Genomic DNA, 24,859 nt, shown 5'->3' with positions numbered 1-24,859 from the left:
GATGTGGGGGTTGGCAGGGGGAGCGATGACCATGAAGACCTCACGACAACACGACAGGGACGCCCGGACCCTGCTTCCGGCTCAGAAGTTCAGCGCGGCACACCCGCCCGCCCGCTAGGCCTGACCACCAGCCGAGCGCCCTTCCAGCCGCGCGATGGCCGCACGAACCTCCGGGGGCACGGAGACCTTCTCGTGCGTCGCGTAGCGGAGCGTCACCACGATGGAGCCGCCCCGCGTGTAGACGACACCGTCGTCCGCGCCCGCGACAATGTGCTCGAAGGTGATGGAGGACGTGCCCACGCGCGTGACGCGAGCACCGGCCACCAGGTTCACCGGGAACACCACCGGCCGCACGTAGTCCGCATGCGTGTTGGCCAGGATGGGCCCAATGCCCCCCACCGTCGTGTCCGCGCCCGCGGCGGACGGGCCCACCAGGCCCACGCGCGCCATGTACGCGATGCGCGCGGACTCGAACCAGGTGAACGTGCGGGCGTTGTTCACGTGCCCATAGGCGTCCATCTCGCTCCAGTGCACCGGGAAGGCAATGACGACGGGGAAGTCCTTCAGGGAGGCGTCCGACATGGGCCCATGCTCGCAAAGCACCGTCCCACCAGGGAACGGAAACCATGCCTGCCTGCCCTCCAGGAGTCCGTGGCGAACATGCTAAGCCAGGGGTGCATGGCTCTCCGGTCCGCCCTGGCGCCGCCCACTTCCCTGCCGTCCTCCTCCGTCCGCACAGGTGTCCGCGATGGCGGGTGAGCCCACGAAGCCCTCCGGGGCCCGCCGTGACGACACGCCCGCGCCCTGGGACGACCCGGGCCCCCTGCCCTCGCCGCCGCACCTGGTGCGCGAGCGGGGCAGCGCCACCGCCACCAAGCCCCAGAAGCACGCGGACATGGTGCGCTGGCTGCATCCCACCCAGGTGCTGCGCACGGGCCTGGACGCGGTGGTGGCCACGGTGTTCGGCGCGCGCGCGGACCACCGACTCATCGAAGCGGTGGTGCGGCCGCAGGCGCCCTACTTCGACTACTCGGAGGAGTCCGGCCCGGACGGCGACCTGTGGCTCGACTACGTCTCCGACATCGGCGACGGCTGGGACTCCACCTACGCGGTGGCGCGTCTGCTGGCGCTGCCGGAGTTGAAGCTCCCGGAAGAGGACGGCAAGACGGTCCACACCACGCCGCGAGGCCGGGTGCTGGTGTTCGGCGGCGACGAGGTGTACCCGGGCGCCAACCGCGAGACGTACGAGGAGCGCACGGTGCAGCCCTACGAGGCCGCCATGCGCCGCTCGCAGGACCCCCACCCGGACCTGTTCGTCATCCCCGGCAACCACGACTGGTACGACGGGCTGTCCGCGTTCATGCGGCTGTTCTGCGCGCAGCGCTGGGTGGCGGGACGCCGGACGCGGCAGAGCCGCAGCTACTTCGCGCTGAAGCTGCCGCACGACTGGTGGCTCATCGGCACGGACGTGCAGCTCAACAGCGACATCGACGTGCCCCAGGTGGAGTACTTCCGCAACGTCGCCGAGCAGATGGGCCCCAAGGACCGCGTCATCCTCTGCAACGCGGAGCCGGCCTGGATTCTCGCGGCGGCCTCGCGGCGCAACAAGGGCAGCTACCTGGAGAACAACCTGGAGTACCTGGAGGAGAAGGTGCTCGGGCGGCGCATCTGCGTGTTCCTCGCGGGGGACCTGCACCACTACCGCCGGCACGAGGACGACACCGGCCAGCACCGCATCACCGCGGGCGGCGGCGGCGCGTTCATGCACCCCACGCACGCGCCCGCGGCGCCCGTGCTGCGCGACGGCTCCACGCTGCGCAAGAGCTTCCCGGACGAGGCCACCTCCCGGAGGCTCGCGCTCAAGAACCTGCTGCTCATCCGCTACAGCCCGCTGTTCGGCCTCATCACCGGCCTGTGGTACCTGCTGCTCGCGCTCGCGGCCTACGCGGAGGTGGGCTCGCTGGGCCTGTCCCAACTGCCGGAGGTGGTGACGACGGTGGCCAACAACATGGTCAACCGGCCGTGGACGCTCATCCTCGGGCTGGTGACGGTGGGAGGCCTCATCGGGCTCGCGGACGCGGCGCTCGGCAGGTGGCGCGCGCTGCTGGGCGGGCTGCACGGCGTCGCGCACATCCTGGCGGCGTTCGCCGTCGCATGGGGAGGCGTCTACTTCACGGTCAGCCACCTGGGCATCTGCCCGGTGCTGACGCCGGACGGCGCGCACTGCGCGGACGGGTGGATGCACCTGGCCGGCAAGTTCCTCTTCTCCTGCGGCCTCACGTTCGTGGGCGGCTTCCTCGTGGGCCCGTTCATCACCGGCCTCTACCTCTGGCTGTGCGTGAACTTCTTCGGCGCGCACTCCAACGAGGCCTTCGGGTCGCTCGCGCTGCCGGACTGGAAGAACTTCCTGCGCCTGCGCATCGGCAAGGACGGGGTGCTGACCATCTACCCGGTGGGCCTGGAGCGCGTGCCGCGCAAGTGGAAGCCCACCGGCGCGGGGCCCCTGGCGCCCGCGTTCGACCCGGACGACCCGAAGGCCACCGAGCCGTTCCTCATCGAGCCGCCCATCCGCATCTGAGCCGTCACGTCACGGGGCGGGGAGGCAGGGCGTCCAGCTCTGTTGCGGACTCGGAGGCCTCCTCCGCCGCCCGCGTCGCGTCCTCCACGAGCGGCGCGATGCCGGGCTGCTTGCGATTGAGCGTCACGTAGTCCTGGAGCGCGGCGTCCAGGCCCACGTCGCGCTTGGCGCGCTCGGACAGGAACCACTTGTGCTCCAGCACCTGACAGTAGAGCTCCGCGGTGTCGGCCGCGCGGCCCAGGTCCTTCTGCAGCTGGGACAACGCGGGGTGGAAGCGCTCGTCCATCCAGCGGAACGCGGCCACGCTCAGGGGCACGCTGCGGTCCAGCTTGCGCGTCAGCGTGGCCTTCATCTCCTGCATCTCGTTGAGCAGCAGGCTCGCCTGACGCTCCTCCGCGACGATGCCGGTGAGCGAGTGGAGCTGGTGCCGGTGGTACTCGCGGTCCGTCACGAGGGTGCGCATGCGCAGCTGGCTGCCCTGCCCGCTCGCGAGCAGCTCCACCTCGCCCACGGAGAAGCCCAGGTCGTTGAGCGTGCGGATCCGCTCGTGGATGCGGTAGCTCTCATGGGGCTGGAGGATGAACTCGCGGTTGATTTCGGCCCACAGCCGCTCGTAGCGCTGGCGGATGCTGGTGGCCGTCTCCTGCCAGGCCTCCAGCTCCGCGGGCAACTCCTCCGGCAGCTCCACGCGCGCGGCCAGGTCCGCGAGCCCGCCCGCGACGTTCTCCTCCATGATCTGCAAATCCATCTCCCGCTGGCCGGGGGAGAGCTGTTCGTGCAGTTCGGATGTCTCCGCGTCCACCGCGTACGCCTGCAACTCGCCCGCGTCGCGGCGGAAGAGGACGTTGGACAGGGAGCAGTCGCCCCAGAAGAAGCCGCCCAGGTGCAGCCGCACCAGCAGGCCCGCCATCGCGTCCAGGAGCCGCGACCGATAGCGCTCCAGCCCCTGGTGCATGAACAGCGCGCGGTACGGCAGCGACGAGGCGAGGTACTGCGTGATGAGCATCGCGGGCCGGTCGTCCGGCGCGGACTCGTGGCCCGCCTCCGTCTGGACCGCCAGCCCCACGGGGACCACCGACGGCAGCCGCCGGTCCTCCAGGCCGCGCAGCAGGTCGTACTCGCGCTGGGCCACGCGCGCGGGCGTCTCCTTGAAGGCGTAGATGGTGGCGCCGTAGCTGACGAACACGACGACGTGCCGGGACAGGCCGCGCGGCACCTCCACCACGCGGGGTGAGCGCTCCGACCACGCCTCCAGCGGCAACTCCCACGGCAGGTCGAGGAAGTCCGGGTGTCCCTGACGGATGTGCAGGGAGTGGAGGCGGCGCACGGGGTGGGACATGGCGGCCCCAAGCCTACTGTCCGGGTGGGCGCGCGGCACGCGACGCGGGCGCTGGCCGTCGTGGAACGTTCGCTGCTAGAGCAGGAGGTCATGCGTCCCCTCCGCGGCCTCTCCCTGTTCAGCGCGGCCCTGCTGTCGGCTTGCGCAAGCTCCTCGCCCCCGCCTCCCGTCCCCACGCCCTCGCCAGGAAGCGTGACGCTCGCCCCGCCCGCGGGCGACGCGTGGTACCGGGGCGCCGTCTTCTACGAGGTGTTCGTCCGCAGCTTCCAGGACTCCAACGGTGACGGCGTGGGCGACCTGCCCGGGCTCATCTCACGGCTGGACTACCTGAACGACGGCAACCCGGCGACGACGGACGACCTGGGCGTGGACGCGCTGTGGTTGATGCCGGTGTTCGCGTCGCCCAGCTACCACGGCTACGACGTGGTGGATTACGAGCGCATCCAGACCGCGTACGGCTCGGCGGAGGACCTCCAGAAGCTGTGTGACGAAGCGCACCGCCGGGGCATGCGCGTCATCCTCGACTTCGTCATCAACCACACCAGCTCCTCGCATCCGTGGTTCGTGGACTCGGCGTCGTCGCCCCGGTCGGCGAAGCGCGACTGGTATTCGTGGCGGGACAACAACCCGGCGTGGAAGCAGCCGTGGGACCTGGCCTACTCCACGACGGACACGTGGCACGAGCGCGACGGCGCGTACTACTACGGCGTCTTCTGGGGCGGGATGCCGGACCTGAACCTGCAGACGGTCGCGGTGCGCGAGGAGGTGAAGCGCCTGGCGACGCTGTGGCTCCAGCGCGGCGTGGACGGCTTCCGGCTGGACGCGGCCCGCTACCTCATCGAGACGGGCGGCGGCGCGGGACAGGCGGACACGGCGGAGACGCACGCGTTCTGGAAGGAGTTCTCCGCGCACGTGCGCTCGGTGAAGCCGGACGCGGTGCTGGTGGGTGAGGACTGGAGCGAGACGCCGTCGGTGGCGAAGTACTTCGGCTCCACGGCGCAGGTGCCCGGAGGGGACGAGCTGCCGCTCAACTTCAACTTCCCCCTGTCCACACGCGTGCTCGAGGGCATCAACGCGGGCAACGCCGGAGGCGTGGCGGCGAAGCTGCTGGAGATGCGCAACAACTACCCGGCGGGCGTGGCGGATGCGCCCTTCCTCACCAACCACGACATGGTGCGGGTGGCCACGCAGTTCTCCAACGACACGTCGAAGCTGGGGCTGGCGGCGGCGGTGCTGCTGACGCTGCCGGGCGCGCCGTTCATCTACTACGGCGAGGAGGTCGGCCTGGGCAACGGAGCGGCCAACAACGACGAGTCCAAGCGCACGCCCATGCCGTGGACGGCCGCGGCGGGCGGAGGCTTCACCACGGGCACGCCGTGGTACGGCTTCTCTTCCGGGAGGGAGACGGCGAACGTGGAGACGCAGAAGGCGGCGCCGGGTTCACTGCTGTCGCGTTACAAGGCGCTGCTCCACGCGCGCCAGGGCTCGGAAGCGCTGCGCACCGGAGGCCTGCGCCTCTTCACGCCGACGACGGGCCCGTCCTCCACGCTCGCGTTCGTGCGCACGCTGGACGGCGAGCAGGTGCTGGTGGTGCACAACTTCTCCAACGCCCAGGTCTCCGTGGGGCCGATTGAAGCGGGGGGCACGACGGCGGAGCCCCTGTTCACGGACACGGGCGTGTCGCAGCTCACCGGAGGTTCGGGCGCGTGGAAGACGAGCCTGCCCGCGCGCGGCACCGGCATCTGGCGGTTGCAGTAGGCGCCGCGTCAGACGACGGGCTGACGCCAGGAGCGGGAGACATATCCGTCTCCCGCCTGGGCGAAGCGCCGCGCCAGTTCCGCGGCACCGCCCTTGCCCTGCTGGAGCAACCACTTCAGCTCTGACGGCATCAGCGCCTTCACGGTCACGAGCCGCACGTCGCCCCCGGGCAGCGGGAAGTGGGTGGGCAGCGAGTCCGCTGGCATCCCGAGCAGCACCGCCGCGCGGCCCTCCGGGGTGAGCAGCGTTTCGGGCAGGTGCCCTCCGGACACCTCCATCGACAGCGTTCCCCGCTCCAGGGCGGAGCGCAGCTTCTCGTGTCCCGCAAGCTCATTGCCAACGCGTTCGAGGAGCTGCACCAGCCAGCTCTTCTCCAGGTCCGGCAACGGCTCCGGGGTCTCCATCGCAAGCTCCAGCCCGAAGCCCACGGTGGGCCGGTCCAGGATGTCGGTGAACGGATCCGACAGGCCGTCCGTCACCACGAGCGTGTGGCCGTTGGTGCGACGGATGACCCGCCAGGCCTGCCGTCCGCCCGGCCAGGCACCGCCCAGGACCATGGAGATGATGAAGTCATCTTCCAGCGTTCCCAGTCCGCGCCACACGGACTCGCGCGCAATGCGAGCCTGGTCCCACAGCTCCCCGCGCAGCTTCGTCTGTGCACGCATCACGGGGTCGACAGTGCTTGGGCCCGTGACCTCTTCGAACTTCGTGCCCGTGACGCCAGCGTGCTCCAGCGCGTCCTTGATGTCCTCGGAGACGATGAGGGCGACCTCCCACTCCGAAGGCCGGAACACCTTCGCGTCGCCCACCTTCGAAGGGTCGATGCGCATTCCATACAGAGAGCTGAGGGTGCCGACCTTCTCGGGGATTCCGTCGGCCTCGGTCCAGTAGTGCACCTCCTCCGAGGCCTCGACATCGACGCACGGAATGGCGCGGATGGCATTGAGGATGAAGTACGGACCGGAGTGGGCGTCGACCTCGACGGGAATCAACTCCACATCGTCGGGAGCCAGTTCCTTGAAGAGGGCCGCCACCCTGGCATGGACGACGGGGGTACCAAATGCCGCATGGGAGAAGTCGCGTGCCTCACCCTCGAGGCTCAGGGGAAACCGCACCTGTTCCTTGAAATGCGCCGGTTGTCCCCCCGTGAATTGCCAGGGGTCATCGAGTTCTCGCCTCAATGAGTCGAGGGGATGTCCCAGACACCAGAAGCCCTCAGCGACATCCTCATAGAGATCGAAGTATCGCGCTGTCATGGTGGACCTCTTTCTTCACTCCAGGCCAGTGACCAACCGATTCAGCTTTGAATTCGTCTTGCGGATCTGCACGGCGAGTTCTTCAAGGGCCTTGGTCAACAGTGCTTTGCAATTCTCCATGGAGCCACACTGCTTCGTCCTCCGGGTGAGGTTACGCAAAACCTCTTCATGATACTTCTGTGGATGCGGGCCCCTATGGCCCGGCACGCGCACCTTGTTCGCCGGGTCATCCAGCGACATCCCAGCCTTGTCGAAGATCTCCTGAAACCTGGGCGACCACGGACCGCCCCGGTTCGTAGCGCTCCACCACTTGTTGGAAGCGATGTGGTGTTCGTGCCCCTCCGCATCCACGCCCCCCGTGGCGGTGCCGCCATCCCCCCGCGCGGACATCGCCACCGCGCCCGGCGCCAGGCCCAGGGTGATGATGCCCTCCGTGGACACCGCCACTGACTCCACCTGGGCCACCGCGCTCCACCGGACGCCTGCCTGCGCAGCCCCCACGGCGGCGGCCTGCCCTGAGCCCGGGAGCAGGGGCAGCTTCGACGCCATCGTCTCCGCCGTGCTGCCCAGCGCCGCCGTGGCCAGCATGACGAAGCCTCGCGCCGCGTTGCCTCCCAACACCTCGCCGTACTGCTCCCCCGCGTCGCGCACCTCATCGAAGCTCCGGGCCACCCGCACCTGCTCGGCCAGCACCCGCCACCCCTGGATGAGGCTCCACACCGTGTCGATGCCCAGGTAGCCAATCAATGCCACCGTCATCGCCGCCGCCACGCCTTTAGAAACCGGCTCCGGCAGCAACCAAAGGCACAAGTACACGGTCCCCGTCGTGACGATGGTGGCGAGCATCGCCTCCCGGTTCGTCATCCCCTCCAGCGCGTCCGCCGTCTCCTCCCACACCGAGTCCAGGGCGATGGCGAAGGCCAGCGTGCGCCGAGCGTCCTCATCCAGGTGCGGCCCCGCACCCAGCACCTGGAGGCAATCTCCCGGCTCATGCCTGCGCTCACACCACCGTCCGTAGGCGCTCGCCAGCCCCGGAGCCGCGTCGTCCTCCTCCTCTACCAGCAGCCGCCCTCTTCGCGGCTCCTCCACCGAAACCAATCCCAGACGCCCTCGCACCCGCGAGTACGCCTCCCGAGAGAAGGAACCCGCGAACAGCCGATACGCCTCCGCCCGTGGCTGCGCGGACACCGGCGCCTCCTCCGCCAGCGTCCTCACCGCCTCCGCGAACGCAGCCTCCTCCAGCGCCACCGGAGTGACGTCCGTGCGCGGAAGGTAGACGACGGGCGCGCCCCGTCCCGTGTCCAGACGAACGCCCCGCGCCGCCGAGCACCCCGCGCCCAGCCACAGCAGCACCACCGCAACGGCCCAGCTCCGACACAGGGACACGGACGTCTCCGGTACACCGCGCGCCCCTCATGGATGCGCGGCAACCCCATCCTGACAGTGACCGGGCGCCAGGCCGTGCAGTTCAGCGCGACGGCGAAGCACTGCCCGCATCACCAGCGGAGGGCGCGGGCTCAACCGCACCACCCGACACCGGAGCCGCCGGAGACGCCTCAGGCCCCCCCGCGTCCTCCACCGGCGCCGCGGCAGGAGCCACCTCGGGCACCGCAGCCGCGCGCCCCGAAGGCACCACCGTGGACCACGCCGGCTTCGCGGGCCCCAGCACCGCCTCCTGCGAATCCCCCGGCCGCACCAACAGGTCCACCACCGGCGACTGCGAAGGGTCGCCCTTTCGCCCGCCTCCGAAGCGATCGTTGAGCGGCTCCCCCGGCGCGATGTCCATCGCCATCAGCGTCGGGCCACCTTCCGTGACGCCGCCAAACACCCCGCCCAGCGACACGCGCCGGTCGATGGACGCACCCGTCACCGCCACGCCGTAACCCCAGTCCTTCTGGGCGTGCTGGCCCAGGAAGCTGTCCGGCACCTGGAACATCACCGTGCGGCCGCTCACCTGGATCAGCGTGGGGAAGAACACCTGCGCCGCCAGCTCCGCCTCCGCCCTGGCGTTGAGCTCCGCCTCCACCTTGCCGCCAATGGGGCCCGTCTTCTGCTCGTACGCGCGCAGCGTCCCCTCACGCCAGTGCTTGCGCAGCGCCTCGCGTGCTTCGTACGGACGCGGCGTCAGCACCACCGCCTTCTCCCACGCGGAGTCCGGCGCCAGCGTGAGCTGCCGCCCCGGCAGCGTGTCCGTGCGCCCGGAGCCCGTCACCCGGTCCGTGTCCACGTACAGGTCCACGTTGAACGTGTAGAAGCCATGCCGCGCGCGGTCCGCCACCGTGGATCCACCAATGTCCACCGCCTGCGCGCGCGACGGCTTCGCGATGGGGTGCGCGAACGTCACCTCGAACCGCGTCGCCCCTTCTTCCGCGAACGCCGCCACCGCCACCACGTCCAGGTCGCCGCGCCCCAGGTCCGGCCGGCGCGGGTAGACGAGCTCGCCGTCACCGTGGTCATCCCCCGTGGGGTCCTCCAGGCGGAACAGCAGCGCGTCCTCGTGCGTCCGGGCCCCCGAACACGCGGACAGGGTGGTGGCGAGCAGGAACGCGGACAGACCGCGGCGGCGCAGGAGCACGGGACACCTCGAGCACGAAGGGGGGACGACCTCCTGGAGGTGTACCGCGCGGTGCTCCAAACGCAAGGAGCCCGGAGTGCCTGTCGGCGCCCCGGGCTCCAAAGCCTTCCGTCACATGCCCCGGGAGCCCGTCAGGGCCTCCCGGGAACGACGGGGACTAGAACTGCGCCTTCATGAACGCCTTGACGCGCATGTGGTCGAAGTTGCGCTCTTCCAGGCTGTTCCAGCCGCCGTTGCGGTTGGTGAAGCCGCGCGAACCCACCGCGACGTTGTGGTCCGCGGCGATGGTGTCGTCCGCGTACTGCACCACGAAGCCGTCGCCGAAGTCGGGGCGGAAGGAGCCGAACGCGTACTGGCCCTCCAGACCGAACTCCACGCCGGACAGGATGTAGCGCGCCTTCACCAGCAGCTGGTTCTTGTTGTGCTTGCCGGACGCCATCTCGTGGTTGTTGTACGCCTGGAACGCCGTGTTGCCGTCCAGCAGGTCCGCGAAGAACTTGGAGTAGCTGGCGGACAGGTACAGGTCGTCCGTGAACTGGTAGCCGGCGCCCGCCGTGAACGTCGTGTAGTCCAGCACGCGGTCGTCGTCGCCGATGTTGTCGAACGGCTTGAACTGGTAGCCCGTCTCACCCTGGCTGTTCGTGATGACGCCCGGGTTGCTGTACAGGCCGGAGGTGCTGTTGCCGTCGCTGTACTCGTTGACGAGCGAGTTGTCGCACGCCACGCCGTCACCGGCGCACGCGCCCTGCTGGAACGGCAGGAAGCGCGGGTCGTTCAGGCGCTTGTCGTTCTCGTGGATGTACTTGAACTTGCCGAACACATCGATGCCCTTGAGCACGTCCACCACGTACTTCGCGCGCAGCGCGATGAGGTGCGTCTGCTTGTCCTGGAAGGGCTGGTAGGCCGTGCGGTAGTTGTGGCCCACGCCCGAATCCAGCTCCGTGCCCGGGTACTGGCTGTCACCCAGCGGCTTGTCCGCGCTGCCGAACGCCTGCCAGTTGGTGTTGTAGGTGATGAAGGAATACTCACCCGCCACCTCCAGCGCGCTGTTCGTGTAGACCGGGTTCAGCGTCGCGCCCTTCCAGCCAATCGCCGTCTCCGCGAAGGGCTCGTCGAAGTCCGTGAAGTCGTTGTCCACGTTGATGGTCGCCACCTGCTGCGACTCGCTGGACCAGCCGCCGTAGCCGATGCGCGTGGGGTTGCCCTTGTAGATGCCGTAGGAGGCATTGGACGGGCCGGGGAACGCGAAGCTGCCGTCGTGGCCTTCCGTCAGCAGCACGTCCGCCTCGCGGCGGCTGGCCATCACCGCCACGTAGTCCGCGCCGATGCTGAAGAGCTGGAAGTTCAGCGACAGGCCCACGTCGAGCGGGTCGTTGAGCGACGCGTTCAGCATGTACGTCTGGTCCGTGTGCTGACCGGCCAGCACCGGGCTGTACCCACCGACACCGAAGCTCTTCGGCGTCAGGATGGAGTCCGCGTTGGAGTACGACGAGTACACGGCGCCGCGCACGTCCAGCCACGAACCCATGTGCAGGCCGGCCTTCAGGCCGCCCACGCCATTGCGGTAGCGCGGCGTCAGGTCACGCCCGTCATCCAGGTTCGTGTCCTCCGCGTTGATCTCCTGGTCGTTCGCGTACTGGAAGATGCCACCCACGTCGAACATCTCCGTGGGGGTGTACTTCGCCTGGAAGCCGTACGCCGCGTCGCGCGCGTGGAAGACGCCCGTGCTGAAGTTCGGGCCCGCCCAGAGCCGGGGCAGCGAGATGCGCGCCGCGTCCCAGGTGATCTTCCGGTCCAGGTTGGAGCCCTGGAGCATGATGGCCGCCGCGTTGTCGCGGTCGATGTAGCGCACCCGGCCGATGACGAACGGGTCGAACTGGCCCAGGTCCGTCGCGCCGATGAGCGCCGAGTCGATGAGGTAGCCCGGACGCAGCGTCACCGACATGCCGCGCAGCTTGATGTACTGGTTGGAGCGGGGGTCGAACTCGCCGCAGTCACCCGCGACGCAGGGGCCCGCCGCGTTGCCGCCGAAGCCGCCGAAGTTCGTCCAGAAGTTCTGGTTGAAGCGGCTGTGGATGCGGCCGTTGACCTCCACCTGCGGGGAGATCTTGGCATTGAGCAGCAGCTCCAGCTCCGTGCCGATGCCGTTGTCGCCGTAGCCCTCACCGGGCACCGTCGAGAAGTTGTAGAGCGCGCCCTGGTCCCGCTGGTTGCCCCAGAGGTACTTGGTATAGGTCGTGCCCCCGATGGTGAGCTTGGGGCCACTGTCCTGCGCCATGACCGTCCCGGGAACCAGGCCGGCCGCCACGGAGAGCACACACGCTCCCCGCACCACGTTCGTACGAATCTTCATGATGTTCGGAAAACCCTTCTCGGAAAGCTTTTGAATCTGAGGGGGGTCATCCCCTCTCCCGGGGCGCCGCGGGGTCACCGCGGCAGCCCTCCCCTTGATGCATCAAACCTTGAAACAGACCGTTTTTAAACAGTCGCCCACTACTTCGTGGGGGACGCGGTCGTGGGCGCCGGCGCGGGCGCCACGGACGTTCCAGCCGGAGCGGCCGGCGTGGGCACGGGCGCCGGAGCCGGGACGGCCGGGGCCGGGGCGGGAGCGGGCGAAGCCGGAGACGCCGCCTGGGCCGGAGCCGGGGCGGCCGCGCGGGCCTCCGTGGTGGACGGGCGGTTCGGGCCCACCATGCGCAGGGTGGCCTTCTTCTTGGCCGTTCCGTCCGCGTTGCACTCGTAGGCGAGCATGTCGTACTGCGCCTTCGCCTCGGCGCCGTCGCCCTTGCCCTGGCCGGCCAGCACGTCAATCACGTGCGGGTCGCAGTTGAAGTCCGTGCCGCCACCGAAGCGGTGCTGGCCCTCGTACTCGTTCACGCGGCGCGTGAGCAGGTCGTTGTCCGCCGGGAAGCCCTCGTTGGACTGCATCACGACCTGGTAGCCCCACTGCGACGGGTCACCCTCGCCCAGGTCCGCGTTCATCACGGTGGCGGTGATCTTGTTGCCGGAGGCGCGCACCTTGGTGGGCACCACCACGGCGCCCTTCATCGCGCCGGCCTTGTTGTTGGCCTCCGCGCGCACGCGCGAGGAGCCCTGCGGCGAGATGACGATGACCTTGTCCCAGGCGTCCGCGCCGTCGAAGGCGATGTTGAGGCCCGGGGGGCTGTCGGTGAAGCCGCTGCCGGCCTTGTGGTCGGTGTCGATGAAGATGAACACCTCCTGCACGGAGAAGCCGTCCGCCATCTTCCAGGGGTTCTCCAGCGAGCCCTTGATCTGGATGGTCAGGTCCGTCTTGTTGCCGCCCTTCTCCAGCGTGAAGCCGGTCAGGTCGAACGAGCCCGGCTTGTACACGGGGTCCGTCGGGTACACGTACTTGCCCGGGCCCTTGTCGTCGCCGGTGGGGTCCTTGAGGGACACCTTGTCGGCCGCCAGGGCGGGCACCGTCGCCAGCGAGGCGGCGAGCGTGAGGACTGCGATGCGGGGGTTGATCATGGGGGTAGCTCCTTGTGACGACAAAGGACTGCGAAGGACTGCGACTAACCCTTCACGCCACCGGCGGTGAGTCCGGAGACGAGGTACTTCTGGAGGAACAGGAAGAGGAAGACGACGGGCACCGACACGATGATGGAGCCGGCCGCGAAGTAGCCCCACTGCTGGCTGAACCCGCCCACGAAGAAGCGCAGGCCCACCGGCGCCGTGTACATCGTCTCCTGGTCCATGAACGTCGCGGCGAGGATGAACTCGTTCCACGCCGTCATGAAGCTGAAGAGCGCCGTCACCGCCACCGCGGGCTTGGCCAGGGGCAGGATGACGCTCCAGAAGATGCGCCCCACGGACGCCCCTTCAATCAACGCCGCCTCCTCCAGGTCCCGGGGGATGGTGTCGAAGTAGCCCTTGAGCATCCACACGCTGAACGGGATGGACGTGGTGGCGTACACGATGATGAGGCCCAGCCGGCTGCTGCCCAGCCCCAGCCACTGCACCAGGATGATGTAGAGCGGGATGAGCATCAGCGTGCCCGGGAACATCTGGGACACGAGGAACGCCATCATGCCCGTGCGCTGGCCGGGGAACTTGAAGCGGCTGAAGGCATACGCCGCGGTGCACGCCAGGAACACGCCCAGCACCGTGGTGCCAATGGAGACGATGGCGCTGTTGAGCATCCACTTCGCGAACGGTTGATCCGTCATCACCGACACGAAGTTGGACGACGAGAACTGCTCCGGCCACGGCGTCACCGCGCGCAGCCGGTCCCAGAAGGTGGGGTTCTCCGGCAGCGTGGCGATGGCCAGGCTCTGCTTGCCGGAGAACGCCAGGCTCACCACCCAGAGGATGGGGTAGATGGTGAAGAGGGTGAAGGCCACCAGCACGACATGCAGCGGCAGGTGGGAGATGCCTTCGCGACGTTCAGAGAAGAGCGCCATGGGTTACGCGGCCTCCGTGGCGCGGCTCATGCGGTTCTGCACCACGCTGTACATCAGCAGGATGCCGAAGATGACGGTGGAGTACGCCGCCGCGTAGCCGTGGCGGTAGCGCTCGAAGGCGAACTTGTACGCCTGGGTGACGAGGATTTCGGTGGAGCCGCCCGGGTCGCCGCCCGTCACCAGGAAGATGATGTTGAACATGTTGAAGGTCCACACCACCGACAGGATGATGGCCGGCACCAGCGCGGGCTTCAGCGCGGGCAGCGTGATGGCCGTGAACTGCTGCCAGCGGTTGGCCCCGTCCACGCGCGCCGCTTCATACAGCTCCCCGGGGATGGACTGGAGCGCGCCCAGCGACACCACCATCATGAACGGGAAGGACAGCCAGCCGTTGGTGGCGAGCGCGGTGAAGAACGCCGTGAGGGGTGAATCGAACCACGCCAGGCCCTCGCCGCCGAACATCCGGATGACGTGGTTCACCACGCCGAACTGCTGGTGGAACATGCCCTTCCAGATGAGCGCGGTGATGTAGTTGGGCATCGCCCACGGCAGGATGAGCAGCACGCGGTAGACGGGCCGCAGGCGCAGGTTCGGCACGTTGAGCGCCAGCGCGAGCAGCAGCCCCACCGTCACGCCGATGGTCACGTTCGTCACCGTCCACACGATGGTGAACAGCAGCGTGTAATAGAAGTTCAGGTAGTTGAAGACCAGCGAGCCGTCCGCCGCCGTCTTCGCGAAGCTGAAGTCACCCAGGATGTCCGCGTAGTTCTTCAGGCCGACCCACAGCTCCGACAGCGGCTGGCTGCTGTTGTAGAGGTTGGCGTCGGTGAACGACAGCGTGATGCCGTAGGCGAAGGGGAAGAAGACGAGCAGCACCATCCCCACCATCGCCGGCAGCACGTAGGCATACGCCTGCCGGAACTCCACCGCCGTCGCCACCGTGCGGTGCAGCGCGCCCAGGCCGATGAAGAGCAGCACCACCAGCCCCAGCACGCCCAGCGCGCCCAGCGCCTTGCCCGCATCGCCGCGCACCTTCGCGCCGCGCGCCGCGAGCTTGCCCGCGTCCGGCACGCCCGCGTCCGTCAGCTGGCCCAGCGGGCGGCGCATGGCATCCGCGTCCCACACGCCGGGCTTCAGCGCGGGCTCCGCCTTCAGGTTGTTCGCGGCCACCAGGGCCTGCGCCTTCTCACCGCGCGTGCGCAGCTCCGCGCTCACGGCCTCTTCGGTCTCCCGCAGCTCGGCATCCAGCGCGCGCAGCGAGTAGACGGTGTAGCTGCCCAACCCCACCACGAACAGCACCGCCGCCACCGCCACGCGCGCACCCTGGCGCGACAGCGCGAACACCGCCGCCGCGCACGCCGCGAGCGGCAGCAGGAAGGCCAGCAGCACCGGGCCCCACGAGGGCGCTTCCGCTTCGGTGAGCACCGGCGTGAACCACTCCACCGCCCCCACCACCTGCCCGTCGATCTCCACCGGCGCGGACAGGAGCCGGCCGCCGGTGGGCAGCGTCTGCGACTCCACCTCCGACTTGCGCGCGCTGCCCTCCTCGCGGTTCGTCTCCACCGCGGCGCGCAGGCGCTGGCCGCGGTCGTACAGCGGCTTCTCCTCGCGCGACAGCCGGCGCGGGGCGGCCTTGTCGCCCGTGTCCTCCGGGAAGGTGGACGCCTCCAGCCGGATGCCGCTGAAGGCGATGACGCGCGCGGCGCCCCCGTCCAACCGGGGCCAGCCGGCGACCACGGCGCGCACCGCGTCGCCCGTGCCCCCCGCGCGCTGCACCAGGTCCGTCAGGCCCAGCAGGGCCACGGCGGACTTGCGCTGCGCACGCTCGGCGCCGCGCTCCGCCTGGGCACGCGTGAGCAGGCCGTGCGCCAGGAGCAGGGTCACGGCCAGCGCGAGCGCCAGGCCCACCAGCACGCGCCCCCAGTGTCCCCGCCCGGAACGGCCCGAGGGCCCCGACGAAGAAGGGGCCGTCGCGTCGCCGCTCGGGGTGGTGCGGGCCGCCACGGAGGTGACGGACGCGGAAGGGGACTGCACGGGGGCGTTCTGGCTCACTTCAGGTCCTCACTCGCTTACTTCTTGCGCAGGCCGGCGACGTCCTTCGCCACGCTCTTCTGGGCCACGTCCAGCGCCGCCTTCGGCGTGGCCGTGTTCTTGAGCACGGAGTTCATCGCGCTGGTCGCGGGGGTCCAGACCATCGACATCTCCGCCAGGTTGGGCATGGGCACCGCGACGTCCACCTGGTCCTTCATCGCCTTGAGCAGCGGATCCGCGGTCACCTTCGGGTCGGCGTACACCGCCTGGTTCGCCGGGCTCTGGCGACCCTCCAGGGCCAGCGTCTTGCCCGGACCCACGTCGGTGAGGAACCTGGCGAAGTCGTACGCCGCTTCCTTGTTCTTCGACGGGGCGGCCACGTACACGCCCTCCACCGTCATCCAGGGCTTCATCGGCGTGCCCTTGTTCTCATCCAGCGTGGGCAGCCGCGCGAGGCCGAAGTCCACGCCCTTGGCGATCTCCCCCAGGAACCAGGGACCGGAGAACACCATCGCGGCCTTGCCCTCGTTGAAGAGCGAGGTGATGAGCGCGCTGGAGGGCTCCGCCGGCAGGATGCCGTCCTTCTTCCACTTGAGCACCTGCTCCACCGACTTCACGTTGGCGGGCGAGTTCATCGTGGGGTTCGTCTTCGCGTCGAACACGCCGCCGCCGAAGCCGTTCATCACCGCCGCGTGGTAGTAGAAGTCGCCGTACGCGTACGCGAGCCCGAAGCGGCCCGACTTCGCGTCGGAGAGCTTCTTCGCCATCGTCACCATCTCGCCGGACGTCTTGGGCGGCGTGGGGACCAGCTTCTTGTTGTAGATGAGCGTGATGACCTTGTAGTTCAGCGGCAGCCCGTACACGGTGCCCCGGTACGTCATCGCCTCCATCGTCGTCGGGATGAAGCGCTTCTTCGTCGCGTCATCCAGGAAGAAGTCGATGGGCTCCACCGTGTTGCCGGCTTCAATCCAGCCGCCCAGGCGGTCCTGCGCGAAGATGAAGAGGTCCGGGCCCTTGCCGCGCGGCACCGTGGCGGAGATTTTATCCGCGTAGGCGTCATACGGCACCGCCAGCGTGGTGACCTTGATGCCCTTGGCCTCGTTGGCCTTGTTGTACTCGGCGACCACCTTCTCCAGGGCGGCCTTCTCCTCCGCGCGGTAGGCGTGCCAGAGCACCAGCTCCGTGGCGGCGAAGGACGGGACGGGCAACAGGCCGACTGCGCACAGACAGAGGGCCGCGAGCAACGTTCGCAGGTTCGTCATGAAATGCCTCCGGGATATCAAACGGACAGACGCAGTTCGGATTCAGCGTCGAAGAGGTGCAGGGACTCCAGCTCCACGGACACCGGCACCTTCGCGCCCGGCTCGGGGGTGGACTGGGGCGGCAGGCGGAAGACCAGCGGGTTGTCTCCCAGGCGGGCGTGCACGATGAGCTCGTTGCCCAGCGGCTCCACCAGCTCCACCAGCGCCTCCACCGGGGCCGTCTCACCGCGCGCCGTGGCGCCCGCGGCCAGGATGTTGTCCGGGCGCAGGCCGAACTTCACCTTGCGCCCGCCCTTGCCCGCCGTCGCCGCGCGCAGCGTCTTCGCCACCGGCAGCCGGAAGCCTTCACCCACCAGCGTCGCGCCGTCCGCGTCCAGCGTGGCGGAGAGCATGTTGATGGGCGGCGTGCCGATGAACTGCGCCACGAAGACGTTGACCGGCTTCTCGTAGACCTCCAGCGGGGTGCCCAATTGCTGGAGCTTGCCGTCCTTCATCACCGCGATGCGGTGGCCCATCGTCATCGCTTCAATCTGGTCGTGCGTGACGTAGACGGACGTGACCTGGAGCCGGTGCTGGAGCTTCTTGATCTCCGAACGCATCTGCACGCGCAGCTTCGCGTCCAGGTTGGACAGGGGCTCGTCGAAGAGGAACACCGCCGGCTTGCGCACGATGGCGCGCCCCAGGGCCACGCGCTGGCGCTGGCCGCCGGACAGCGCCTTGGGCTTGCGCTCCAGCAGGTGCGTGATGCCGAGGATCTCCGCCGCCTCGTCCACCAGCTTGTCCATCTCCGGCTTGGGCGTCTTGCGGATCTTGAGGCCGAACTCCAGGTTCTGCCGCACGGTCATGTGCGGATAGAGCGCGTAGTTCTGGAACACCATGGAGACGTCCCGGTCCTTCGGCGGCAGCGTGTTCACCGCGCGCGGGCCAATGGAGATGGTGCCCCCTGAAATCTCCTCCAGGCCGGCGATCATCCGGAGCGCCGTGGACTTGCCGCAACCCGACGGCCCCACGAGGACCATGAACTCATGGTCGCGGATATCGAGGTTGAGCCCCTCGATGACCGACACGTCCCCGTACCGCTTCGCCACGTCCTTGAACGACACGCCGGCCATCAGGCCCTCCAACAAGAGCCCCGCGCGCGCCGACGACAACAGCAGCACGTCCGGGTCAGGTTCTGCGCGCCCTGCGGATGCTTCACTGCACGCGTCCGAGGATGCGCGCGGACAGCGGCTCCAGCGCCAGGTCCAGCGTGGCGCCCGCCTTCGTCCGCCCTCCGTTCAGCAGGTCCTCCACCTCCGCGACGCCCGTCCACCCCTCCGGCCACGGCACCGACGCCGTCCCCCGCGTCTTGCCCCGGTTCACCGCCACCACCACCGTGTCGCCGGAAGCCCCGTCCTTGCGTTGGAAGACATACACATCCCCCTCGGTGGACAGCGCTTCGTGCGCGCCGCGCGACAGGGCCGGATGGGCCCGGCGGATGGAAATGAGGCGCTTGTAATACTCGCGCAGGGCCTCGTCGCGTTTCTTTCCCGCGCCCGGCTTCACCGCCTGCTTGCCCCACGGCATGTCGCTGCGGTTCTGCGGCCAGTCCCCACCCGCGCGGCCCACTTCCTCGCCGTAGTAGATGACGGGGATGCCAGTGGTGGTGAGCTGCAGCGCGGCGGCCAGCCGGAAGAGCGACACGTCGCCCTTCAACTGGTGCAGCGCCCCGTCCACGTCGTGCGACGACAGGAAGTGCGCCAGGTGGTGTCCCGGCGTCACCTTCCCGCGCGACTGGAGGTAGCGGTCGAACGCCACCGCGCGACCCCGGCCCTGCAGGAAGGCCAGCGTGTTGCCCTGGAAGGCGAAGTCGAACCCGGCGTCCATCTCATCCGGGGTGAAGTACGGCTCCAGCACCGCCACGTCGCCGCCCCACACCTCGCCCAGGAGGAAGAAGTCGGGGCTGACTTCCGCGCGCGTGCGGCGGCGGTGCTCCTTCCAGAAGTCGTGCGACACGTGCTTCACGGTGTCCAGCCGGAAGCCGTCCACGCCACTGCGCTTCGCCCAGTCCAGCTGCGCGTCCAGGAGGTACTTCGCCACCTCTGGCACTTCCGTCTTGAAGTCGGGCAGGCCCGCCACGCACGACGTCACGTCGTCCTGGCCGCAGGTGCCCTTATCCTCGGAGCGCAGCCAGTCCGGCTTCTCCGTCAGGTAGCGCGAGTTGTAGCCCGGGTGGTTGTAGACGACGTCCAGCAGCACGCGGATGCCGCGCGTGTGCGCCGCGTCCACCAGCGCCTTGAAGTCCGCCTCGGTGCCGAAGCGCGGATCCAACGCGTGGAAGTCATCCGCCCAGTAGCCGTGGTAGCCCCAGTCCGGGAAGCCAGAGCCGGTGACGAAGCCGGGGATCTGCTTGAGCAGCGGCGTCACCCACAGCGCCGTCACGCCCAGCGACGACAGCTCGTCCAGCTTCGCGGTGAGCCCCTTCAGGTCCCCGCCGTGGAAGGTGCCGGCCGCCTTGGTGTCGCCCTTCTCGTTGTTCGTCGGGTCGCCATCCGCGAACCGGTCCACCACCACGAAGTACAGCACCTCGTCCGCCCAGGGCCGCGCGGGCTCCTTGGGGGCCACCTGCTCCGTGACGGGTGCGGGCGCGGCGGGCGCTTCCGGGGCCGGCGCGGGTACGGCGGGCTGCGTCGGCGCGGCCTCCGTCGCGGGTCGGGTCGGCGTCTCCGGGGCCGTGGCGCACCCCGCCAGACACAGGGCGAAGAAGCCCTGGAGCATCGGGCGCCACCGACTCCGGTAGGAGACAGCGTTGGATTGTGGGCGGGGGAGACGTAGGGACATCTAGGCGCGGCACTGTAGCCAACAGTTTGAAGAGGGGTGAAGGGGCCCTGGAACAATCGGCTGATGCCGCAACGCGCCATCGCTCGGATGTTTTCCGTTGCACACCTGCTTGACGCAAGGCGCGGGTGACTCCGACGGAGCGCGTGATTCCTGCCGCACCGCGTCTCAGTTGAAGGCCCCTGGGAGGCCGTCCCGGACCCGACGCCACAGGGCGGATTCCGTGGCGGGAACGGGGTTCATCCAGGAGTTCCCCGAATCTGGAAACCGTCCAACGGCCGCGTGAGACAGGGCTGGCTGCTAGCGTGCGCGGAAATTTTCACCCCCCGGAGGTTTCCCCTGAGAGTCCCCTTCCCCTTCTCCCGTGCGTTGCGTGCGCTCGCGTTCAGCGGGCTGTTCACCGCGCTCGTTCCCCTGTCGTCGCTGGCGGCGCCGACGTCGGTGACAGTCATTGGCGACCTGCAGAGCGAAGCGGGCTGCGCCGCGGACAACGACCCCACCTGCGCGCAGACGGCGCTGACGTACGACGCCGCGGACGACGTCTGGCAGGGTTCGTTCACCGTGCCGGTCGGCACGTGGCACTTCAAGGTCGCGCTGGACGGCTCGCTGTCGCAGACGCAGGGCGGTCCCGGCGGCGCGGATGTGGTGCTGACGCAGGCGGCCGCGGGCGCGGTGAAGTTCTACTTCGACGCCAAGTCGTCATACGTGACGAGCAGCCGCTCCAGCACCATCGCGACGGTGGCGGGCAGCTTCCAGAGCGAGCTGGGCTGCCCCGGTGACTGGCAGCCGGACTGCCTGCGGTCGATGATGCAGGACCCGGACGGCGACGGCGTCTACACCTTCGTCACCAAGGCCCTGCCGAAGGGCAACTACGAGTGCAAGGTCCCGCTCGACGAGAACTGGACCACGGCCTACCCGGGCAGCAACGCCGCGTTCGAGGTGACGGAGGACAACCAGGAGATGGTGTTCACGTTCGACTCCGGCGCGTCCAAGAAGGTGACCATCCGCGCCGCGGGAGCTCCGGCCGGCAGCCTGCTGCTGGCGCGTGCGCACTGGGTGGCGCGCGACACGCTGGTGTGGAGCCCGGAGGTCGCGGTGCCCGCGGGCACGGTGTTCAAGCTGCACACGGACTCCACGGGCGCGATGACGCTCACGGGCGCGGGCGTGCAGGGCGGCACGTCGGTGACGCTGACGCCGGACGCCGCGGGCCTCACCGCCGCGCAGCAGGCGCGCTTCCCGCACCTCGTGGGCCGGCCGGTGTTCAAGCTCTCCGAGGCGGACGCGGCGAACGCGGCCACGTGGCTCAAGGGCCAGGTGGTGCTGTCCGCGACGAACGCGGAGGGCACGCCGCTGGACGCCACCAGCGCGCAGCTCGCGGGCGTGCTGGACGACCTGGACACGTATGACGGCGCGCTCGGCGTGTCGTTCGAGGCGGGCATCCCCACGCTGCGCGTCTGGGCCCCCACGGCGAAGCAGGTGAACGTGCTGCTGTACGCGGACTCCACCCCCACGGCGGCCTTCACCCGCGTGCCCATGACGGCCGGGGCCAAGGGCGTGTGGAGCGCGACGGGCGACGCGGCGTGGAAGAACCGCTTCTACCTGTACGAGGCGGAGGTCTACGTGCGCAAGGAGGGCAAGGTGGTCACCAACCTCGTCACCGACCCGTACTCGGTGGCCCTGTCCACCAACAGCACGCGCAGCCAGATTGTGGACCTGGCGGACCCGACGCTCGCGCCCCAGGGCTGGAGCACGCTCGCGAAGCCCGCGCTGGAGGCCCCCGAGGACATCGTCCTCTACGAGCTGCACGTGCGCGACTTCAGCATCAACGACACCACGGTGCCGGAGAACGAGCGCGGCACGTTCAAGGCGTTCACGCGGGACTCGGATGGCACGAAGCACCTGACGCGGCTGGCGAAGGCGGGCCTGACGCACGTGCACCTCTTGCCGGTGTTCGACATCGCGACCATCAACGAGGACCGCTCGCAGCAGCAGAAGCCCGCGGGCGACCTGGTGTCGCTGCGTCCGGACTCCCAGGAGCAGCAGGCGGCGGTGAAGGCCGTGGCGGACCTGGACGGCTTCAACTGGGGCTATGACCCGTACCACTACACGGTGCCGGAGGGCAGCTACTCCACGAACGCGGAAGGGCCCACGCGCACGGTGGAGTTCCGGGAGATGGTGCAGTCGCTCAACCAGCGCGGGCTGCGCGTGGTGATGGACGTGGTCTACAACCACACCAACTCCGCGGGGCAGGACGCCAAGAGCGTGCTGGACCGCATCGTCCCCGGCTACTACCACCGCCTCAACGACGACGGGAACGTGGAGACGAGCACCTGCTGCCAGAACACCGCGTCCGAGAACGCGATGATGGAGAAGCTGCTCATCGACTCCGTGGTGACGTGGGCCAGGGCCTACAAGGTGGACGGCTTCCGCTTCGACCTGATGGGCCACCACCTGAAGTCCAACATGGTCAAGCTGCGCGCGACGCTGGACGCGCTCACCGTGGCGAAGGACGGCGTGGACGGCAAGGCCATCTACGTCTACGGCGAGGGCTGGGACTTCGGCGAGGTGGCGGGCAACAAGCGCGGCACCAACGCCACGCAGCTCAACATGGCGGGCACGGGCATTGGCACGTTCAACGACCGCCTGCGCGACGCCGCCCGGGGCGGTGGCCCCTTCAGCGGCCTGCAGGAGCAGGGCTTCATCACCGGCCTGCTGTCGGATCCGAACAGCACGGACCAGGGCACGGAGGCGGCGCAGAAGGACAAGCTGCTCACCTACAGCGATTGGATCCGCGTGGGCCTGACGGGCAACCTGAAGGACTACGTGCTCCAGGACCGCACGGGCGCGGAGGTGAAGGGCTCGCAGGTGCTCTACAACGGGGCGCCCGCGGGCTACACGTCGGATCCGCAGGAGGTCATCACCTACGTCTCCGCGCACGACAACGAGACGCTGTTCGACGCGGTGCAGTTGAAGGCGCAGCGCTACCTGGACACGGACCAGCGCGTGCGGATGCACAACCTGGGCATCGCCCTCGTCGCGCTGGGCCAGGGCATCCCGTTCTTCCACGCGGGTGATGAGCTCTTGCGCTCCAAGTCGCTGGACCGCAACAGCTTCAACTCCGGGGACTGGTTCAACAAGATTGATTGGACGTACCAGTCCAACAACTGGGGCGTGGGCCTGCCTCCGGCCGCGGACAACCAGTCCAACTGGGGCCTCTTCGGGCCATTGCTGGCGGACCCGTCGCTGAAGCCGGGGTTGCTGAACATCCTGCGTGCGCGCGACCACTTCGAGGAGATGCTGGCCATCCGCAAGAGCAGCCGGTTGTTCCGGCTGCGCACGGGCGACGAGGTGATGGAGCACGTGCGGTTCCTGAACACCGGCCCGGATCAGATCCCCGGCCTCATCGTGATGGCCATGCAGGACCACGGCACGAACGCGGAGGGCAAGCGCGCCGTCGTGCTGTTCAACGGCACGGACGACGCGCAGACGTTCAAGGCGGCCGAATACGAGTTGGTGAAGCTCAAGCTGCACCCGGTGCTGAAGGACTCCACCGACCCCGTGGTGCGCCAGTCTTTTTACGGCCGGGACACGGGCACCTTCACGGTGCCGGCGCGCACCACCGCGGTGTTCGTCACCGACGACGCCGTGGACTCGGGTGAGGATGAAAGCGGCTGCGGCTGCCGCAGCACCGCCCCCGGTCCCATGGGCGCCATGAGCCTGCTGCTCGCGGTGGGCCTGATGCTGAAGCTGCGCCGTCGTCGGGCGTAGCCGAAGGGCTGGAATGAAGCGGGCCCCGGACGCAAGTGTGCGCGTCCGGGGCCCGTGATGTTTCAAGCGGCGCGGGCCCCTACGGCAGGGTGAGGATCTCCGCGCCGGTGTCGGTGACGAGCAGGGTGTGTTCGAACTGGGCGCTGCGCATGCCGTCCGCGGTGACGACGGTCCACTCGTCGTTCCACGTCCGGTGGTCCCAGTGGCCCTGGTTGATCATCGGCTCGACGGTGAAGATCATCCCGGGCTGCATGATCGTGTCGGCCTCGGGCTCGTAGTAGTGGGGCACCTGGAGCGCGGTGTGGAAGGTCTCACCGATGCCGTGGCCGCAGTAGGCGCGCACGACGCTGGTGCCGTTCTTGACGGCGTGGGCCTCCACCGCGCGGCCGATGTCGCTGATGGGGCGGCCGGGCTTCACCGCGGCGATGCCCACGTCCAGGCACTCGCGGGCAATCTGCACCAGCCGCTGGTGCTGCGGCTCCACGTTGCCCACGAGGTACGTGGCCGAGCAATCGCCGTGGACGCCATCCAGGTAGATGGTGATGTCCAGGTTGACGATGTCGCCGTCCTCCAGCGCGCGGCTGTCCGGGATGCCGTGACAGATGACCTCGTTGACGGAGGTGCAGAGCGACTTGGGGAAGCGGTGGTAGTTGAGGGTGCTGGGGTAGCCGCCGCGCTTGAGGTAGGCCTCGTGGGCGATGGCGTCCAGCTCATCCGTGGTGATGCCCACACGCACGTGCTGGGCGGTCTCCACCAGCACCTGGGCCGCGGCCTGACAGGCGCGGCGCATGCGGGCGATGACGTCCGGCGACTTCACGTCCGGTTCGTTCCGGGAGCGCGACGGCCGGCCGCCCACGGAGTCCGCGTAGTCGGGCCGGGCGATGGTCAGGGGCACGACGCGCCGGGGGCTGACGATGCCCGGGCGCAGGCCCTTGCGGACGTTGAGGTCGGTGCCCTTCTTGCGGGCCTCGACGGTGTCGGCGCCGCGGTGGCACTTCTTGTACTTGGAGCCGCTGCCGCACCAGCAGACGTCATTGGGCCCGGGCAGGAC

The 24,859-nt window shown here is 69.1% G+C and carries 16 protein-coding genes; 3 read left to right on the top strand and 13 right to left on the bottom strand.

Annotated elements, in window-relative coordinates; all coding sequences use genetic code 11:
• Positions 1–114: 114 nt before the first annotated feature.
• Positions 115–582, bottom strand: a complete 468-nt coding sequence (locus tag D7V97_RS15800) for a thioesterase family protein (RefSeq protein WP_120611466.1) — start codon at positions 580–582, stop codon at positions 115–117.
• A gap of 313 nt (positions 583–895) precedes the next feature.
• Here D7V97_RS15800 and D7V97_RS15795 point away from each other — a divergent pair, with 313 nt between their 5' ends.
• Positions 896–2,578, top strand: a complete 1,683-nt coding sequence (locus tag D7V97_RS15795; protein WP_120611471.1) for a metallophosphoesterase — start codon at positions 896–898, stop codon at positions 2,576–2,578.
• Positions 2,579–2,582: 4 nt separating this feature from the next.
• Here the strand turns inward: D7V97_RS15795 and D7V97_RS15790 are convergent, their stop codons facing one another.
• The gene (locus D7V97_RS15790) at positions 2,583–3,917 is read right to left on the bottom strand and encodes a DUF4032 domain-containing protein (RefSeq protein ID WP_120611465.1); all 1,335 of its coding nucleotides are present in this window, start codon (positions 3,915–3,917) and stop codon (positions 2,583–2,585) included.
• Between the two features lie 90 nt (positions 3,918–4,007).
• Between D7V97_RS15790 and D7V97_RS15785 the strand changes: the two genes are divergently transcribed.
• Positions 4,008–5,675 (top strand): alpha-amylase family glycosyl hydrolase, encoded by a 1,668-nt coding sequence (locus D7V97_RS15785; protein WP_120611470.1) that lies wholly within the window; start codon positions 4,008–4,010, stop codon positions 5,673–5,675.
• Positions 5,676–5,683: 8 nt separating this feature from the next.
• On the opposite strand, the gene D7V97_RS15780 is transcribed toward D7V97_RS15785, so the two are convergent.
• From D7V97_RS15780 to D7V97_RS15735, 10 genes are all read right to left on the bottom strand, one after another.
• Positions 5,684–6,931 (bottom strand): DUF1629 domain-containing protein, encoded by a 1,248-nt coding sequence (locus tag D7V97_RS15780; protein ID WP_120611464.1) that lies wholly within the window; start codon positions 6,929–6,931, stop codon positions 5,684–5,686.
• A 15-nt stretch (positions 6,932–6,946) separates the two neighbouring features.
• Entirely contained in the window at positions 6,947–8,317 is a 1,371-nt protein-coding gene (locus tag D7V97_RS15775; RefSeq protein ID WP_120611463.1) for an AHH domain-containing protein, read from the bottom strand.
• An 82-nt stretch (positions 8,318–8,399) separates the two neighbouring features.
• Positions 8,400–9,506, bottom strand: a complete 1,107-nt coding sequence (locus D7V97_RS15770) for a glucodextranase DOMON-like domain-containing protein (protein ID WP_158623369.1) — start codon at positions 9,504–9,506, stop codon at positions 8,400–8,402.
• Positions 9,507–9,663: 157 nt separating this feature from the next.
• Positions 9,664–11,859, bottom strand: coding sequence for a hypothetical protein (locus D7V97_RS15765; protein ID WP_147444823.1), 2,196 nt, complete (start codon positions 11,857–11,859; stop codon positions 9,664–9,666).
• A gap of 140 nt (positions 11,860–11,999) precedes the next feature.
• Positions 12,000–12,998, bottom strand: a complete 999-nt coding sequence (locus D7V97_RS15760; RefSeq protein ID WP_120611460.1) for a glucodextranase DOMON-like domain-containing protein — start codon at positions 12,996–12,998, stop codon at positions 12,000–12,002.
• Positions 12,999–13,042: 44 nt separating this feature from the next.
• Positions 13,043–13,930, bottom strand: coding sequence for a sugar ABC transporter permease (locus D7V97_RS15755; RefSeq protein ID WP_120611459.1), 888 nt, complete (start codon positions 13,928–13,930; stop codon positions 13,043–13,045).
• A gap of 3 nt (positions 13,931–13,933) precedes the next feature.
• Complete coding sequence (locus D7V97_RS15750; protein ID WP_233582848.1) at positions 13,934–15,982, bottom strand: carbohydrate ABC transporter permease; 2,049 nt, start codon at positions 15,980–15,982, stop codon at positions 13,934–13,936.
• A 17-nt stretch (positions 15,983–15,999) separates the two neighbouring features.
• Positions 16,000–17,223, bottom strand: a complete 1,224-nt coding sequence (locus D7V97_RS15745) for an extracellular solute-binding protein (protein ID WP_120611458.1) — start codon at positions 17,221–17,223, stop codon at positions 16,000–16,002.
• A gap of 17 nt (positions 17,224–17,240) precedes the next feature.
• On the bottom strand, positions 17,241–18,335 hold the full coding sequence (locus tag D7V97_RS15740) for an ABC transporter ATP-binding protein (protein WP_120611468.1): 1,095 nt from the start codon (positions 18,333–18,335) through the stop codon (positions 17,241–17,243).
• A gap of 82 nt (positions 18,336–18,417) precedes the next feature.
• Positions 18,418–19,980 carry an alpha-amylase family glycosyl hydrolase gene (locus D7V97_RS15735; protein ID WP_120611457.1) on the bottom strand — a complete coding sequence of 521 codons (1,563 nt, stop codon included), beginning with the start codon at positions 19,978–19,980 and terminating at the stop codon, positions 18,418–18,420.
• A 429-nt stretch (positions 19,981–20,409) separates the two neighbouring features.
• On the opposite strand from D7V97_RS15735, the gene pulA reads away from it, so the two are divergent.
• On the top strand, positions 20,410–23,808 hold the full coding sequence (gene pulA, locus D7V97_RS15730) for a pullulanase-type alpha-1,6-glucosidase (RefSeq protein WP_120611456.1): 3,399 nt from the start codon (positions 20,410–20,412) through the stop codon (positions 23,806–23,808).
• A gap of 79 nt (positions 23,809–23,887) precedes the next feature.
• On the opposite strand, the gene map is transcribed toward pulA, so the two are convergent.
• Positions 23,888–24,859 (bottom strand): type I methionyl aminopeptidase (map, locus tag D7V97_RS15725; RefSeq protein WP_233582846.1); only part of this gene is annotated, 972 nt, incomplete at its 5' end.

It is taken from the genome of Corallococcus sp. CA053C, from assembly GCF_003611675.1.
GTDB lineage: Bacteria > Myxococcota > Myxococcia > Myxococcales > Myxococcaceae > Corallococcus.
This window is presented reverse-complemented; position numbering and strand designations above follow the sequence as displayed.

Excerpts from the sequence above, each read along its gene's own strand:
- D7V97_RS15790 (WP_120611465.1), bottom strand. The coding sequence starts at position 3,917 with ATGTCCCACCCCGTGCGCCGCCTCCACTCCCTGCACATCCGTCAGGGA.
- D7V97_RS15780 (WP_120611464.1), bottom strand. The coding sequence starts at position 6,931 with ATGACAGCGCGATACTTCGATCTCTATGAGGATGTCGCTGAGGGCTTC.
- D7V97_RS15800 (WP_120611466.1), bottom strand. The coding sequence starts at position 582 with ATGTCGGACGCCTCCCTGAAGGACTTCCCCGTCGTCATTGCCTTCCCG.
- D7V97_RS15745 (WP_120611458.1), bottom strand. The coding sequence starts at position 17,223 with ATGACGAACCTGCGAACGTTGCTCGCGGCCCTCTGTCTGTGCGCAGTC.
- D7V97_RS15755 (WP_120611459.1), bottom strand. The coding sequence starts at position 13,930 with ATGGCGCTCTTCTCTGAACGTCGCGAAGGCATCTCCCACCTGCCGCTG.
- D7V97_RS15765 (WP_147444823.1), bottom strand. The coding sequence starts at position 11,859 with ATGAAGATTCGTACGAACGTGGTGCGGGGAGCGTGTGTGCTCTCCGTG.
- D7V97_RS15760 (WP_120611460.1), bottom strand. The coding sequence starts at position 12,998 with ATGATCAACCCCCGCATCGCAGTCCTCACGCTCGCCGCCTCGCTGGCG.
- D7V97_RS15795 (WP_120611471.1), top strand. The coding sequence starts at position 896 with ATGGTGCGCTGGCTGCATCCCACCCAGGTGCTGCGCACGGGCCTGGAC.
- D7V97_RS15740 (WP_120611468.1), bottom strand. The coding sequence starts at position 18,335 with ATGGCCGGCGTGTCGTTCAAGGACGTGGCGAAGCGGTACGGGGACGTG.
- D7V97_RS15735 (WP_120611457.1), bottom strand. The coding sequence starts at position 19,980 with ATGCTCCAGGGCTTCTTCGCCCTGTGTCTGGCGGGGTGCGCCACGGCC.
- D7V97_RS15785 (WP_120611470.1), top strand. The coding sequence starts at position 4,008 with ATGCGTCCCCTCCGCGGCCTCTCCCTGTTCAGCGCGGCCCTGCTGTCG.